This is a genomic window from Paenibacillus sp. 8b26 (genome assembly GCF_050626875.1).
Classification (GTDB): Bacteria; Bacillota; Bacilli; order Paenibacillales; family Paenibacillaceae; genus Paenibacillus.
In genome coordinates this window covers 3942473-3957411 of sequence record NZ_CP192445.1, presented here as the reverse complement: position 1 = coordinate 3957411, position 14939 = coordinate 3942473, and the positions used below count along the sequence as shown (strand labels likewise).

Genomic DNA, 14939 nt, shown 5'->3' with positions numbered 1-14939 from the left:
AATATAGTAATCAAACATATCTCTACATTCAAATCTCCATTCTAAAGTCATAACCACCAGCTTAGCCAGTGGCTTCCACCAGACCTATAAGGGCACGGTACAAGCAAGCGCCGCAGAAGGCGTATTGAAAATCTGCCAACCGCATGGGTTTTCGGGCTGTCCCTCAATGGGGACTTTTATTTACGCAGTTCTTTCATGGTGAGTTGTTCGTTATCCTTATCCTCCGCTAGTTGATTCCAAAAAAAATGAGCAGGCGGGATACTAAATCCCCCTGCTCATTTCAGCGATGGTATTTATATCATTTTAATATGGCGGGAACTCACTACAACTGCTCTACGCACCGCGTTTCCTCCTCCACACTTGTAAAAGAGATGTTCTCGCGGATTCTCGCAAAATCCTCGCAGCCGAAAATCAGAATCAGCGATATCAGATACTTCCGATTACGTTCCAGCGTCTTTTTACTGATGTTGATCTCTTTGGTCATTGCCTTCAAGGGAAGCTTCTTTTTTTGAAAAAGATTGTTCAGCCAATCCCGGTTGTTGCAAAAATGGCGGGCAATCCGCACCAGCATTTGCCGGGTATCCCGGTGGCTTGGCATGATATCTTCCAGTTCCCGAAGACAAACACCGAATTCCTGAAGTCTTTCATCGTAGCTGCCCAATTCCTCCGACAGCGCCGCAGCTCGTTGCTGCCTTTCAAAAGCATCCAGCGACCTTACCTTATCTGCAATGTACAGCATTTCCTCTTCGTCTTTCCAATCGGCTTCATTTTGGGAAATTTTTATTTTTTTCCGAAAATCATCGATCAATCGTCAGCGGATCATAAGAAAAGCGAAATTATTAAATGTTTTTCCATACTCCGTACGGTATCGATCGACAGCCTCATTGAAAGCGATCAGACCTATACTTGCTTCATCATCACTCCATCCAATTCGGCGCTTGCAGACGTGTTTGACAACCTTCAATATAAAGGACCGGTATTGACCAATCAGAGCCGACCGTGCCTGCTCATCGCCATTGCGAATCTGCGGCAAGTATTCTTCAGATAAGTTGTTCATCTGACAACCACTTTCCAATCCTCTCTCGGTAAATAATCGGTTGATTCACATGTTGCCGTATATCAGGCGCTTGTCTTAATTAGCTGTCGGTTCGGTTCCCCAAACAAGTACGCCATTATGATACAACGTAGCTTTTGTATGATCGGCAAATGAAGTTTGCGTGCCTTTATACGAGTAATCGTCACTTTTGTTATAGTTCGACCAGTCTGTTTTATGAATACGAGTTTGAATTTCGCCCGTGCTTCCTCCAGGTGCTAACACGTCTGCATCCGAGTTGAAGCTGACTTCCACATAATAATCAGCCCCTGTTACAGCTTTATCCATTTTAACCAGCTTACCATTCAGCTTTGAGCAGCTCAGCATCGCATAGTCGCAGTTGAATGTCTGCTCACGGTCACCGTCGATCGTGTAGTAGTAGCGAATTTTCAACTCGTTGATCGGTACGGAGGTTGTACCTTTGTTTAAAATTTGAAAATGTGGATTCAAGTGATTGTCGTTCACATTTGTATCCGCTGCGCGATACTGGAGCAGCAGTCCCTTTGTCGGCTGCTGAGCATCCGCTTTCGGCGCTGCGCTAGCCGTGTTCGAAAGCGTTTGTCCTGCATCGTTCTTCGCTACGACTTGGTAATAGTACGTCGTGTCTGCTGTTACGGCTGTATCGGTGTAGCTGCTTCCGTATACATCGCTCGCTACTGTGGCGAACGCGCCGTTTTCAGCCGTCGAACGCTTCACTTCATAGCTTGCCGCCTTCGCCGATGCTGTCCAGCTCAGCGATACTTTCGCCTTTTCGCCCGTTGCACTCAGCGTGAAGCTGCCCGGTACTGACGGCTGCTCGGAAATACCATACGTTTTTAAGTTGGTCGGGAGCTTGTCAAGCGTAATGACGTTCGGATGATTATACACTTTTTTCAGATGCTCAAGACTGTTTTGTTTGCCGTCTCTCAAGAAATCCCCATACCATGTAGCGAACCAGCTCCAATGGGCTTGATACGCCTTCATCAAATCAGGATCCGGGATAGGTCCGTTTTCGCTCATGGCAACTAACTTTTTGTCCTTGCCCAATGTAACAAGGTCTTCATATTTTGCAATTTGCGGACTGTAGTCGCCTGCTTGCGGATAAGAGTCAAAGCTCAAAATATCCACATAGTCGTCTCCCGGATACCAATCGGGAGCAACAGAATTCCAGACCCAGATCAGATTGTTCAATTTGTGCTTATTAGTCAAACGATCATGCATCAAAATATACAATTTTTTAACAGGCTCAGGACCTTTGGCGCCCCACCAGAACCATTTGCCTTCCGCTTCGTGTAAAGGACGGAACAGGACAGGAACTTTCGCATCCTGCAACTTCTTCAATTGCTCTGCAATCACATCGATGTCACGAATAAGCAATTTATAATCTTCGGACTCTGGATTATTCATCGCATATTCTATATCGAATGTGGTCGAATCGGCATAGAAGCCTCTCCACCATTCTTTTCCCTGCGTATCTATAAGATCTTTCGGCGCGTTCCAGTGCCATGCAAAGGTAACAATGCCCCCTTGCTTATCCCATTCAATCGCCTTTTCCGTCTCTGTGGAACTAAGACCGTGTTCCACTCTGCTTGGCGAATAGTCAATCAGGTCAAGCGCCGCAATAGCCGGCTTCTTACCTACATTTGCTTGCAGCCAATCAATTTCGGGCATATCCTCTTGACCGGAAAGCATATTCTTCCCGTATTGATCAACCAGGTAGTTCATCAATGCTTTTGCTTCTACCGTCGCATTCGGATTGGTGAGCGTTTTGGTTACCGCATGCGGTGGACGGTCAGCAGCAGGCTCCAGCTTGACGTAGTCGATATCGTACCAGCCCCAGCCCGTTTCAAAACCGATCGTATTCGCCCCTGCATTCAACAGAACCTTACCACCGGAAGTTTCTTTAAAATCAGCCGATTTCCAAAGCACCAGTTCGCCAGACGCTTTGCCGTTTAAGGAGAAATTCGTGCGTTTGTCATCATAAGGAGAACGGTAGCCGATTGCAAGATTGTACAAACCTGCCGTTGGAGCCTGGATCGTCATCGTAAGGGAATCCCCTGCATTGTGGAAATTAGTTACATAACCAGTACCGGAGAATCCGGTCCCGCTGGATTCCACAATTGTTCCCTTCAGTGTGCCATCTTCGGCTTCATAGCGAACCGGACCGTCTACAGGCGTCCGCGGAACCGCTTTCAAGACATTGGATTCGCTCGTTCCCGCATTTGTTTTTGCGGTTATTTTATAATAATAAGAAGTGCCGTTCGTTACGTTCGTATCCGTATAAGACGTTTCGATCAAGTTGGATGCTACAGCAGCAAAAGGACCGGTTTCATACGTTGCACGCTGTACACTGTAACTTACAACTCCGCTGGAAGCGTCCCAGGACAAATCGACTTTCCCATCGCCAGCCCCAGCTCTCAGCGCAAAGCTTTCAGGACCTTCCCCAGGTGGCACAGACGTATCATTGCCGGCAGTCAACACGATGTGATAAGCCGTCAAAGGCGGTACTGTATAGGTGAAGCGGTTGCCTGAAATTTGCGTGATTGGCGCTGCTTCCTTAATTTCCGAGCTATTTTTGTCGAAGCCCCATACTTTACCGGCACCGTAAGTCGTCTCGCCGGAAAGATCGAATTGGGCGTCGAATGCGCTGTCCATGCTTTTATTCATGACAACGAGGTGCAGCTCTTTGTAGGATGCATCCGTTACGGAAGCATGCACCGAGCTATTGACAATATCCGACGTTTGCGCATTAACGCTGATATCACCGAAAGTAGAGCTTTTTCCGTCATAATTGCGATAAAGCTTGTAAGCGGCACTAACATAGTTGTTGGCACCATCCTTTAACTTCCAGTAGTTTGCCATATAAACATCGTTTTTGCCCAAGATGCCCAGCACATCGGTCATAGCGATACCGCCGGAAATATCATTTTCGCCGCCATAGCTATACTCGGTCAAAGCCAGCTTGGTTCCCGGGTAATACTTATCCACCGACTGCTTCAATCGAGGCAGTAAAGGCAAAAATTCGCTGTTCCATTGAGCGATCCAGCTATCTTCCTTGTAGGTCGGATCCCACAAAGTACGAGGCGCTTGCATTCTGGCTTTCTTCGTTTCGTCGTTGCCTACCTCATTTGTAATTCGTATGCCTCCGCCCATCGCTTCGGGATACCAGTGTACATCGAAAACATCCAGCAATCTCTTGCCTTCGGCTTGCGAGCTGAGACGCATTTGATCCAGATAATAGTCCACGAACCAACTATAGTTTCCTTTTACAGAGTTCCAATCAGGTGCAGCTTGAAGATCTGTATAGGCGCCAAAACCGTAAAGAACCGGCCCAAAAATTTCCGCACCCGCGTCAACCGCTTTAACAGCTTTCGATAAACTTACCGACCGATCTACCAATTCTTTCGCTCCGACTTTTTCACCATGAATGCGCGGATGCGTATGCGACCAGAGAGCGGGTTCATTGTCGAGCGCATATCCTTTCACACCCGTCTTTGTTGAAGCAGCGCCGTACTTTTTCACTAAAAAGTTGACGAATTCATCTGCATAAACCTGATTGTCATTCAGATCAGGCTGCAGTTGGAACGGCGCATTTTTGGCGTTTACGACCTGATTCCAACGAGCGGAAGGAGCCTTTTCGCTTTCCTGCACAGTTCCGTTTCCATCCTTCGCCACATAACCGGCCATTGGAAGCGTGACCAAAGAATAAGTACCGAGCTTCAGCGATTGATCATGAAACGAAGTCGTCACCGCCCCCGGCTTTTCACACTCCGCTTTTGTCAGTCCACCATCGTTGCATAAAAAGTTGTCGCTGGACTGCTTCCAATCGCTTCCTGCATTGGACATATTGTTTTCCCAGTTATATCCGGTCATTCGATTGCCACCAAGTCGTCTGGCAGCCAGATTCTCATCGCCTGCCAACTCCTGATTCGTACCGTAAATATAAGGGCTAATAGGCTTACGATCCTTGGATGTATCGACTTTAATGGTAACGGTCTTTGCCGTTTGACCGTGAACTACAGTTGGTGCCGGTAGAGCACCCCCTACTATAATCGTGCATGCCATGACGACAGGCAGCCATTTGGAACGTTTGGACCAAATACTACTACTATTTTTCGCCTTCATGCCGTTTTCCTCCTTTAAGTTTGAAAAGAGCGGCACCCATACGAGTGCCGCTCCGTCAGGCTTTAAGGCTCCTGACCCCAAACGAGTTTATCGTTCTGGTACAGCGTCACCTTACTCTAATCTGCAAACTAATTTTTTGTAGGATCGTAGGAGTATTCATCTGCCACATTGTAGTTCGTCCACTCGTTTTTGTTGATACACGCTTGAATTTCGCCAGTCGAAGCTCCAAGTATCCGGTTGACTACACTCTCCTCTCCGTCCGAAATCCAGAATTGGCCCGGATCTTCAAGTGTTGCAACAGCCGTATTCACACCGCACATGATGGGTTTGCCGTTTGCATCAAGGTAATACCGTTACCGGCTTCTTGTTGACAAATGTGTAATAGTACAGCTCTGCTATACGTTCTACCGACCAAGCCTGCATATCGAACCATTTGTTGGACGGAAGGTCCATATCCAAAGATTATTCTATATAGCCATATAGTAGAACATGAAATCGCCGCAAAGTTGTTCTAGCTACTATTTCTCTCCCTAGATATAGAGCTTAAGAACGATATATGTTTAACAGAAATAAACCCACACACATTTGAATTGCCCGAGGAAAAACAAGCTTGGGTATTTATCTATGGATTGCGATATTGGTGTAGAAGAATCACATTTTCCTTTATCAATAGCAGCTATTTACTGGAGAGAAATGGAACCTTCATTGCCTTCCAATGCTTTTACGAATACTTAAACCGTTTTCAATATTCTCATCATTCTTCTTCAATCTATTCAGAAACTCTTGTTGATTCACACCCAACTCCCCTACCGTACCTTGTCCTTTTGAATAAGCTTATAATAGATGCGTGCAGGCTCTGACTCTCCAGTGGATAAAATGTATTCTGCTAAAGGTGCGCACAGCTTTTGAAGATAGAAGGAGTATAGCAGCTCCGCCGTGTCAAAATGAATTTTCAACACCTGTCTCATCAGTCCTTCAAATTTGGGATAATCCAGTTCCTCCGGGGTGATATCAAACGGGTATTCAGGAAAGGTTTTTTTCTGAATTTCGATAAATTGCTCTCTAAGCTTTGGCTGGTTGCCTGATCGCGCGGCTGAGAAATTCATCATAAAAAACGATATAAAATCTGTCTCACGATCACTTAATTCATAATACTCACACCAACGCATGAACATCAGCGGTTTTACCATATATAAATCTCCTTTAACAAAAGTTCAGATTTATCGTTGAATCGCACAAAATCTAACAGGTTCCAGCATATGTAATATATAGGTTAAGTCCCATTTTAAAATATGATTCCTTAAACAAATTTTGCATTTTAACATATCCCTATATCTCCGGAAAGAACTCTCCAGATCTACTTCATCCGAAGAGTTCTCCGTATCTACCTCAAACTCAAACCTTACTTGAGCTTATTTTCTCCGATTGGAATTTTCATTTCTAGTTCAGGCAGGTATGTTCTTTTCGAATTTCCTTGTTCATCGTATACAGGTTTGCCTCCCGGCCCGGTTACATTAAAATAGGGTTTAATGGTGATGAATTTCGGTGTTTTTTCAAAGGGAGCTACGAGGATTTGGTGAATACCTGTCCTTGTTTTAGTTCCGGGACGTCCTCCTGAATCCCCAGTAACCCATTGTTGTTCCTGCCCCTTATCATCCAAAACCGCGTAGCCCAGTGTATTCATAGCCAGTCCATACCCGTATGCCTCACTCCCATAGGTAGTCGGGCCTGGGCTTATGTAATGGGTCTTGGTCACGATCATGGTAGACATCGGTGTCATCTCTAATTTTTCCACAACGAAACGGGTAAAATCATTTGATTTCTCCATTCGGGGCGTGAGCACTACGTTTTTAGAAGAAATCTTTTGCACAGGTAATTCAAGCTTAAAGGGCTGTTTTATTCCTGTAATTTGTATTTCTACCGTTAGTTTAAATTGGTCAGGAAGTCCCTTGCCTGTGGAGTACATTCTCTCCAAATCACTATAATAAATGATGACGGAACCCGGAGTGCCTCCAGAGTTAGTAATTAGCGAAGGACCATCAAATTGAAATGGTTTGCCATTGCACCATAACGTAATATCTTCAATTCGTTCATGCAGCGTTGTGCCCAAGTCCTCCCGGTATCGGCGTTCCCCTTTCTCCTGGATTTGATAGCTTGCGCAGCAGAGATTTCCGTGCACGATACAAACGCGTTTTAACCAGACTTTCTGAAATGTCCAATGCTTTTGAGATCTCCTTAATATTCAGATCATAAAAGTATCTCAAAGTAATGACGATCCGCATCGGTTCCTCCAACTGCTCTACTGCTTCATGCAATTCAATGTTTTCATACTCACCTGAAATACCCATTTGATGGTGTGAATACTCAGATACCATAACAGAGCGAGAACGCTTTTTTGCTATTTTATTCGACTCGTTGATTACAATCCGATACATCCAAGTTTTAAAGAGACTTCCATCCCGTAATGTACCCAAAGACTTGTATGCCTTGAGTATGGCTTCTTGTAGAGCATCAGCACTATCTTGTTCATTTCGCAGGATAGAATGCGCCATCCCGTACAGGTCGCTCTCCACTGCTCTAATGATGTTCACAAAAGCTCGTCTATCCCCGCCTTGCGCCTTTTTGACCTCATTCTCGATATTCAAAGGAGTCCTCCTTTCAAGTTGCCTATCTATTAGATCATTTGAAAGGGCCATGCGTTACAATTTTCTTCCAAAACGCTCAACAAAAAAGACCTTTTCAACATCTTAATGACGCTGACCAGGTCTTCTCATGGAAATCCGTATCTTCATATTCGTATCTATTCTAATCCTCTACATAGCTGACCGATTACAGGCTGCAAGTGAAAACATAGGCGGGCGGGACGTTGTAATGTACCTTTTTGATTTGGATGTCACCAAAGAAAGTACGAAAAAAATTGTGTTTTACCTTACTATACTGGAACGTAATAAATTTGCCCTCCTGACCCAATACTTCAGCCGTTTGTCCCAAAATCAGACTGGATAAAGCGGCTGGTAAACTGGTAAAAGGGAGTCCTGATACGACGTAATCCACTTTTGAGACATGATACTGTTTCATATACCGGGCTACATGCTCGGCCGATCCATGAATGACGTGTACTTGCTCCAAGTGCCCGTACTTGCTTTGCAATGTTTTGTAAAACGATTCATTGGCCTCAATCACTAGCAGTAGTGTATCCGGGCGCTTGTTCAAAATCAGTTCTTGCGTAAACACACCGGTACCTGCACCGTACTCAATGATGCACGATGCTTGGTCAAAAAAAATCGGTGTGGCAATTTGCTTGGCCAACTGTCTTGAGCTTGGTATGATAGCACCTACGCTGCGTGGATGCCTGATGTACTCTCGAATAAAGTGAATCGCATTCATCTTTCCCTCTCCCTGCTTGACACACATAATAGGCATTCGGTTCATCAAGATATCGCATTACATATTCATTGTATCTCGATCATAATGGTCATTTCAAGCAGGCTACTGTCTGAATATAAAAAGAGGACAGCCTTATTCAAATCTGGCCAAATAGAACGGCCCTCTTGCTGTACTCTTTATTTTTCTATCGTGTCCAAACTTGGACTCTCCGTCTTGGATGCCTGTCCACCTTTACGCCGCCGTGCGCCCAAGCGCATAGCAATAATCCGGTAGATCGAGGCAGGATGTATGGATACGGCCCAATTCGCGTCCGCATCCGGCGCAAGCACGACTCCCAACTGATGGTGATCGCCATCATACATGCCGCGCTGCACAAACTTGCTCTCACCTTGAAGATTGCGTACCTCCAGCTTGCAAAAAGCGGAGTTGATCCGCAAGGCTTGATGCAGCTCGCTGCGGCTGTTCACGACGACGCTGTTCACGCGGTAAATGGACTCGCCGGGCAGAATGCCCATCGCCGTCGCCGGACTATCCGGCAGCACAGCCAGTACACGCAGCCCTTGCTCCGGATGAACAAACATAGGGCTGAGGCGGCTCTCCTCCATGTTACCGTACCAGATCAGCGCCTCATGGGCCAGGAAGGAGAACAACGCTGCCACCAGCGCCAGCGGACTCCACCACGCCGCCAGCAGGCCTAGCAGGAGCAAGGCTACGCTGTAGAGAAGCAGGCGGTTAGACGTTAGCACCGCCTTCTGGCGTGGCAATTGGCCTAATGTCACGCTGCTGAAGCCCATTAGGACAGGCAAGGCTGCCAGCATATATTCGGTTCCATCACCAAACAGCGGCGTCCACGGAAGCGTAGAACCTCCCTGAACAGGAACCAGAAGCAACAACGGAATGGGCCAGAGGTCTTCCATTCGATAGCCTCCGACCAGCCTTCCCCGCTTGCCCTCCACGAACAGTGGCGTTGCGGCTTTTCCTCCCTGCCAGCGAACCAACAGCGCCTCAGCCACATGCAGCACAGCAACCAGCACCAGCAACGCCGGAATATCTAATCCACGGATGGCGGCCACCGATGCTCCAAGCGCTCCCACAGGCTGCCAGCCTTCTGCCACGTTCAAAGCAAACTGGGCTACACCCAGCAGGCCCACCGAATAGGCCAAGCAAAGGTAACGCACGCGTACCAGCATAAGCAGCAATGTGGTCACCCACAGGCAAACGATAGAAGCCGAGGTCAGATGGACACTTACGAACATTCCCAGAGCGGACAGGGCCAGCCCCGCGATTAGACCACTCCAGACCACACGCCACGTCTCACCCGCCCAATTATGCAGCTTGGTATGAAAGAGCTTGCGCTCCAGCAGCATTTGCCGACGATAGCCAAGCGCGACAATGAGTATCGAGATATAGTAAAACGGCTGCAAAAGCAGGTACAAGCAAGCATTTAGAACGCTCCATCCCCATTGTAAAGCCCATTCCAAGTTCATTCACACTCCTTATGCCCCTGGCCCGCTGTTTAGCGGATCACGTACATTTCATATCCATTTATTCTATATGAAATTGCCAACGTAGGGAAGACAATCCGGCAGACTGCAAATAAATCCCAAAATAAAAGGAGGCTGTTTCCAGCCCCCTTTGTTGTAGCCTTATTATTATTTCGCTGCGCTGGTCTTCATTTCCTTCCGAATCTCTTCAATCCCCTGCTTGAGTTGATTGTCGTTTTTCGGATCACGGATTTTTTCGATCAGCTTGGTTTCCATAGCCGCTGCTGTCTTCGCATCAATCGCGCCGTTAACCGTAAGTTTTGCTTGTTTTTGAAAAGCAATAACGGAGCTTTCCGTCACTTTGTCAAAATAGCCGTCTTCGCGGCCCGGCTTGTAGCCCAAGCCTTGCAGAATGATTTGCGCATTTTTTACATCGCCGCTATTCATATTGTATTTCAACGGCTTTTCCTTGTTGAGTGGCGCTGCTGTGAAGAATTCAGGCTGATCCACCGCAATATCCGGCTTAATGCCTTTTTTGTGAATCCACGTTCCATTTGGCGTCAGCCATTTGGCAATCGTAATTTTGAGCAGGCTACCGTCGCCCATTTGCTTGTCATAGCTGGTTTGTACAGTACCTTTACCAAAGGAATTTTCCCCGATCAATACTGCGCCAGCCGATTGCTGGAGAGCTCCTGCCAGAATTTCGGACGCGCTTGCGCTACCTTTATTCATGAGCAGTGTCACCGGGTATTTCTTGCTTGATCCTTTGGACTTCTCTTCTTCACGCTTCTGATTTTTGTCTTCCACCTGTACGATCGTTTTGCCAGCAGGTACAAATTGCTGTGCAATATCAATCACGACGGAAAGCACGCCGCCCGGGTTATTACGCACGTCGATGACGAGCCCTTTAAGTCCCTGTTTTTCCAGCTTCGCGAGTTCTTCTTTGAAACGATCTGCTGTATTCAAGGAGAACTGGGTAATCGTGATTACGCCTACACCGCCGCTTTCCATATGAGCCGTCACAGTTTCCATATCAATGCTGTCACGGGTAATGGTGTATTCCAACGGATCAGGAGAGCCGTTGCGCTGAATTTTGACCTTGGCCTGACTGCCTTTAGGTCCACGTATTTTGGAAACGGCCTTGTTCAGATCCAGACCATCCAACGTTTCACCATTAACAGACAAAATAATGTCCTTGGAACGCAGTCCCGCCTTCTCGGCTGGTGAGCCTTTAATTGGCGTTACTACGACCACTTTTCCGTTTTCTGCCGCTACCTCGGCCCCGATTCCGGTAAAGGAGCCTTCAATGGATTGTTCAAACTGCTGTGCTGTTTCTTTGCCCATATAAGAGGAATATGGGTCGTCGAGCGATTCCATCATACCGTTGATGGCTCCATCCACCAGCTTGGTACGGTCAACGTCCTGATAGTATTGCCCCTGGATCAGATCCATCGCTGTCTCGATTTTGCGGATATCACTTCTGGAGGTGGAACTGCTGCCTGTCACACTCGCCAGCAGTCCTTCGCCCATAGCGCTGTTTCCCACTGTCGTCGTTCCAGTATAAGCAAAAGTGAGCAGGCTACCGCCAAGCAGCCCAATCACCATCAAGAGTACCGCTGTACTTTTTTTCAACATCTAATCGTCCACCGCCTTCTATTGATCTTGTATACTATTACCTTACAACGCATATCCATCCACGCAGTATACGTCTAGCTTGTACGGAATATGTTAATTGTATCCTACTCTGTGTTTCAATGCACCTGTTCTGCAACGGGTATCAAGCTACGAAGGCAAAGCCCTATCTACAACCGTATTGGCTACAAATAGGGCTTCCCTTTTCAACTATAGATAGTTCATCGGATTTACAGGTTTGTTATTCTCACGCACCTCAAAATGACAGTGAGGTCCTGTTGAGTTGCCCGTCGAACCAACTTCCGCAATTTTTTGACCGCGTTTCACAGTCTGTCCCGTATGAACCACCGTACCGCCATTGCGAATATGTCCATACAGGGTCCATAGCCCGTCTCCGTGGTCAATTACAACCGTGTTTCCATACCCACTCCACCATTCTGCAACAATGACAACACCGTCCTCTGCTGCATGAATATCGGTTCCCTGCGGAGCCGCCATATCAATGCCTGTATGGCCTTTAAGCTTGCCGGTAATCGGATGTACCCGCATGCCAAAAGTAGATGAGAGTCGGTAATTGGATACAGGCAAGGCCAACGTGCCCGATCCACCCGTATACGTACTGGCTGCCGCATGACTGGAATTCGAGCCGGCGCCTGAGGATGAAGAAGCATATCGCTTGGCTTCAGCAGCACGTGCAGCCGCTCTAGCACGTGCTGCTTTGGCAGCCTGCTCCGCTCTGAGCTTGTTTTTCTGCTGCACCAGACCCACACGTTTGTTAGCAAGGGCTACCAGCATATCATTTTGCTCTTCGCTGATTTCATCTGACTCAGCAATATCATGATCGTAATTGGCAATCAGTCTTTGCTTCTCTTTTTCCTTCGAATTCAGTTCTACTTTGGCGTCCTGCTTGAGCGCATACAGCTTCTTGGCATTTTTATATTCTGTGTCGAGCTGCTTCTTCTTGCTTACGACCAGAGCCTTGTCCTTTTTATGCTCGTCCAACAGGATTTGATCCTGCTCCACGATCGTTTTCAGGGAATCCACCCGGCTGAGGAAATCGCTAAAGCTGGCCGAAGACATAAGCACGTCCATATACGAGACCGTTCCGTCCGTATACATCAAGCGTACACGGGTTTCCAGCATCTTTTCACGTGCCTGAATGCGATCAATGGCTTCAGATAAATCTTTTTTGGTTGCACGCAGATTATCTTCGGTTTGATCAATCTGAACCGCTACACGAGTCAACTGATCGCTGACGCTGTTAATCTGGTCGAGTACAATTTTCAGGTTTTGCACGGTTTTATTTTTGTAATGTTGGGCATACTGTTTATCTTGAGCCGCCTTCTCCTGCTGTTGCTTGGCAGATTGGGCCTGCTTTTCCAATTGATTCAGTTGCGAATTGATTTCATGCATGCTTTTGGCATATCCGTCAGAAGGCTGGATTAGCAATGCGGCTACCAAGGTAGCGGCCAACACAGATCCTGTTTTTTTCAACTTGCACTCCCCATCCTTTATCGCAAAATAACACCGGCTTCCCCGTTCTAAAGAATACCGACTGTGACGTCCACCAATGAATCTTTATACTTTCAAGAACTTGCGCATGGACAGGGTACTGCCTACAATCCCGACAAGCATCCCCAAAATAATTAGCAAGGCACTCAATTGAATCCAAACGCCCTGAAGCGGCATAAGCTTCAACATATTCAGTGCAATATCGCCTTGAACGGCTGTAAGCAAACGCTGATAACCAGCAAACAAAATACCTACCGTAATCACAGAACCCATCAGGCCAATAAGCGCACCTTCAATAAAAAACGGCCATCGTATAAAAAAGTTGGTCGCACCAACCAGTTTCATAATGCCAATCTCTCTGCGTCGTGCCAAAATGGTCACGCGGATCGTATTCGAAATCAGGAACATGGACATCAGTCCCAAGCCAGCTACGAATACAAAGCCCACATTACGGATGAGCTTGGTAATGGTGAAGAGCGTCTCCACGGTACCTTTTCCGTAACGGACCTTTAAAATCGGTTTCTCCGGATGTATCGTATTCAACTTCTCAATCTTCTCAGCCACAAATGGGACCGTCGTCGGTTCAATGACCTCTACAACGATTTTGTCTGGAAGCGGATTGCTGTCCTTATCAAAACCTTCCAGCAGCTCCTTGCCGCTGTCTCCCAAATCTTTTCGCAGCTCCTCCAAGCCTTGAGCTTTGGTGATAAAGGTGGTTTTGCTAATTTCCGGCATCGCCGCGATTTCCTTTTGCAGCGTTTCACGCATGTTTTGTTCTACATTCAGCTCCAAAAATACGTTAACCTCCACCTGGCTATCGGCCTGATCAGCCAAGGAGTTGACGTTAAGCACCAGCATAATAAACACACCCAGTATAAGCAGTGACACAACAATCGAGGTGACGGATGCCACGGACATCCAGCCATTGCGGAATATGTTTTTGAAGCCTTCCCGCAGATGACGCAAGAAGGTATTAAAAGTCATATCCGTACTCCCCTCTCACCTGATCCCTTACGATGTTGCCATTTTCGATGGCAATGACGCGTTTACGCATGGAGTTTACGATGTCCTTATTGTGTGTCGCCATAACAATGGTCGTGCCGCGAAAATTAATTTCGTCTAGCAACTGCATGATCTCCCACGATGTTTCGGGGTCCAAATTACCTGTGGGTTCATCGGCAATGATCACGGACGGATTGTTGACAATAGCCCGTGCAATAGCTACGCGCTGCTGCTCCCCACCGGAAAGCTGGGCAGGCTCGCGATTCATTTTCGTTTTCAAGCCAACCAATTCGAGCACTTCCGGCACCCGTTTGCGAATCAGCTTCTTTGGAGCCTCAATGACTTCCATCGCAAAAGCGACATTCTCATAGGCCGTCAAACGCGGCAAAAGCCGGAAATCCTGAAAAATGACTCCGATGTTGCGACGAACGTAGGGAATTTTACGCTGCTTGAGCTTCCCGATATTAAATCCATTAACTGAAATTTGCCCCTTGGTCGGTACTTCTTCTCTATAAATAAGCTTCATAAAAGTCGATTTACCCGCCCCGGACGGGCCGACTACGTATACGAATTCATTACGGTCAATTTTGACCGATACTCCCTGAAGTGCGTGGGTTCCATTAGTATAGGTCTTCCACACATCCTGCATTTCAATCACTCGATCACTTCCCGCTGCTTAATCAGATTACGTATAACTTAATATCCATTCGACATATTCCATGCAT

General features: G+C 46.9%; 14 protein-coding genes. All 14 read right to left on the bottom strand.

Features of this window, described 5'->3' with window-relative positions; all coding sequences use genetic code 11:
- Window positions 1-322 precede the first annotated feature (322 nt).
- On the bottom strand, window positions 323-808 hold the full coding sequence (locus ACQ4MX_RS18215) for a hypothetical protein (protein ID WP_431086481.1): 486 nt from the start codon (window positions 806-808) through the stop codon (window positions 323-325).
- A gap of 3 nt (window positions 809-811) precedes the next feature.
- The gene (locus ACQ4MX_RS18210; protein WP_431086480.1) at window positions 812-1057 is read right to left on the bottom strand and encodes a sigma factor; all 246 of its coding nucleotides are present in this window, start codon (window positions 1055-1057) and stop codon (window positions 812-814) included.
- A 75-nt stretch (window positions 1058-1132) separates the two neighbouring features.
- Entirely contained in the window at window positions 1133-5197 is a 4065-nt protein-coding gene (locus ACQ4MX_RS18205) for a glycosyl hydrolase (RefSeq protein ID WP_431086477.1), read from the bottom strand.
- Window positions 5198-5325: 128 nt separating this feature from the next.
- Window positions 5326-5517 carry a hypothetical protein gene (locus tag ACQ4MX_RS18200; RefSeq protein WP_187644914.1) on the bottom strand — a complete coding sequence of 64 codons (192 nt, stop codon included), beginning with the start codon at window positions 5515-5517 and terminating at the stop codon, window positions 5326-5328.
- 19 nt (window positions 5518-5536) lie between these two features.
- The gene (locus ACQ4MX_RS18195; protein WP_134912235.1) at window positions 5537-5650 is read right to left on the bottom strand and encodes a glycoside hydrolase family 48 protein; all 114 of its coding nucleotides are present in this window, start codon (window positions 5648-5650) and stop codon (window positions 5537-5539) included.
- A gap of 353 nt (window positions 5651-6003) precedes the next feature.
- Window positions 6004-6387, bottom strand: a complete 384-nt coding sequence (locus tag ACQ4MX_RS18190; RefSeq protein WP_192512777.1) for a hypothetical protein — start codon at window positions 6385-6387, stop codon at window positions 6004-6006.
- A 212-nt stretch (window positions 6388-6599) separates the two neighbouring features.
- Window positions 6600-7307: a DUF5643 domain-containing protein gene (locus tag ACQ4MX_RS18185; protein ID WP_431086476.1), complete on the bottom strand. Its 708-nt coding sequence runs from the start codon at window positions 7305-7307 to the stop codon at window positions 6600-6602.
- Window positions 7288-7842 (bottom strand): RNA polymerase sigma factor, encoded by a 555-nt coding sequence (locus ACQ4MX_RS18180; protein WP_431086474.1) that lies wholly within the window; start codon window positions 7840-7842, stop codon window positions 7288-7290. The genes ACQ4MX_RS18185 and ACQ4MX_RS18180 overlap by 20 nt, the downstream gene beginning before the upstream one ends.
- Before the next feature lie 184 nt (window positions 7843-8026).
- On the bottom strand, window positions 8027-8584 hold the full coding sequence (locus tag ACQ4MX_RS18175; RefSeq protein ID WP_431086472.1) for a class I SAM-dependent methyltransferase: 558 nt from the start codon (window positions 8582-8584) through the stop codon (window positions 8027-8029).
- 176 nt (window positions 8585-8760) lie between these two features.
- A complete protein-coding gene (locus ACQ4MX_RS18170) occupies window positions 8761-10071 on the bottom strand; it encodes a serine protease (protein WP_431086471.1) in 1311 nt (436 codons plus the stop codon).
- 165 nt (window positions 10072-10236) lie between these two features.
- A complete protein-coding gene (locus ACQ4MX_RS18165; protein WP_431086470.1) occupies window positions 10237-11703 on the bottom strand; it encodes a S41 family peptidase in 1467 nt (488 codons plus the stop codon).
- 207 nt (window positions 11704-11910) lie between these two features.
- On the bottom strand, window positions 11911-13194 hold the full coding sequence (locus tag ACQ4MX_RS18160) for a murein hydrolase activator EnvC family protein (protein ID WP_431086469.1): 1284 nt from the start codon (window positions 13192-13194) through the stop codon (window positions 11911-11913).
- Between the two features lie 84 nt (window positions 13195-13278).
- The gene (gene ftsX, locus ACQ4MX_RS18155; RefSeq protein WP_404519462.1) at window positions 13279-14196 is read right to left on the bottom strand and encodes a permease-like cell division protein FtsX; all 918 of its coding nucleotides are present in this window, start codon (window positions 14194-14196) and stop codon (window positions 13279-13281) included.
- The gene (gene ftsE, locus ACQ4MX_RS18150) at window positions 14186-14872 is read right to left on the bottom strand and encodes a cell division ATP-binding protein FtsE (protein ID WP_014278394.1); all 687 of its coding nucleotides are present in this window, start codon (window positions 14870-14872) and stop codon (window positions 14186-14188) included. Before ftsE ends, ftsX begins: the two co-directional genes overlap by 11 nt.
- Window positions 14873-14939 lie beyond the last annotated feature (67 nt).

What these genes read in the sequence shown, in the direction of transcription:
- ACQ4MX_RS18170 (WP_431086471.1), bottom strand. Translation starts at nt 10,071, where the DNA reads ATGAACTTGGAATGGGCTTTACAATGGGGATGGAGCGTTCTAAATGCT.
- ACQ4MX_RS18190 (WP_192512777.1), bottom strand. Translation starts at nt 6,387, where the DNA reads ATGGTAAAACCGCTGATGTTCATGCGTTGGTGTGAGTATTATGAATTA.
- ftsX (WP_404519462.1), bottom strand. Translation starts at nt 14,196, where the DNA reads ATGACTTTTAATACCTTCTTGCGTCATCTGCGGGAAGGCTTCAAAAAC.
- ACQ4MX_RS18195 (WP_134912235.1), bottom strand. Translation starts at nt 5,650, where the DNA reads ATGGACCTTCCGTCCAACAAATGGTTCGATATGCAGGCTTGGTCGGTA.
- ACQ4MX_RS18175 (WP_431086472.1), bottom strand. Translation starts at nt 8,584, where the DNA reads ATGAATGCGATTCACTTTATTCGAGAGTACATCAGGCATCCACGCAGC.
- ACQ4MX_RS18205 (WP_431086477.1), bottom strand. Translation starts at nt 5,197, where the DNA reads ATGAAGGCGAAAAATAGTAGTAGTATTTGGTCCAAACGTTCCAAATGG.
- ACQ4MX_RS18210 (WP_431086480.1), bottom strand. Translation starts at nt 1,057, where the DNA reads ATGAACAACTTATCTGAAGAATACTTGCCGCAGATTCGCAATGGCGAT.
- ACQ4MX_RS18200 (WP_187644914.1), bottom strand. Translation starts at nt 5,517, where the DNA reads ATGTGCGGTGTGAATACGGCTGTTGCAACACTTGAAGATCCGGGCCAA.
- ACQ4MX_RS18165 (WP_431086470.1), bottom strand. Translation starts at nt 11,703, where the DNA reads ATGTTGAAAAAAAGTACAGCGGTACTCTTGATGGTGATTGGGCTGCTT.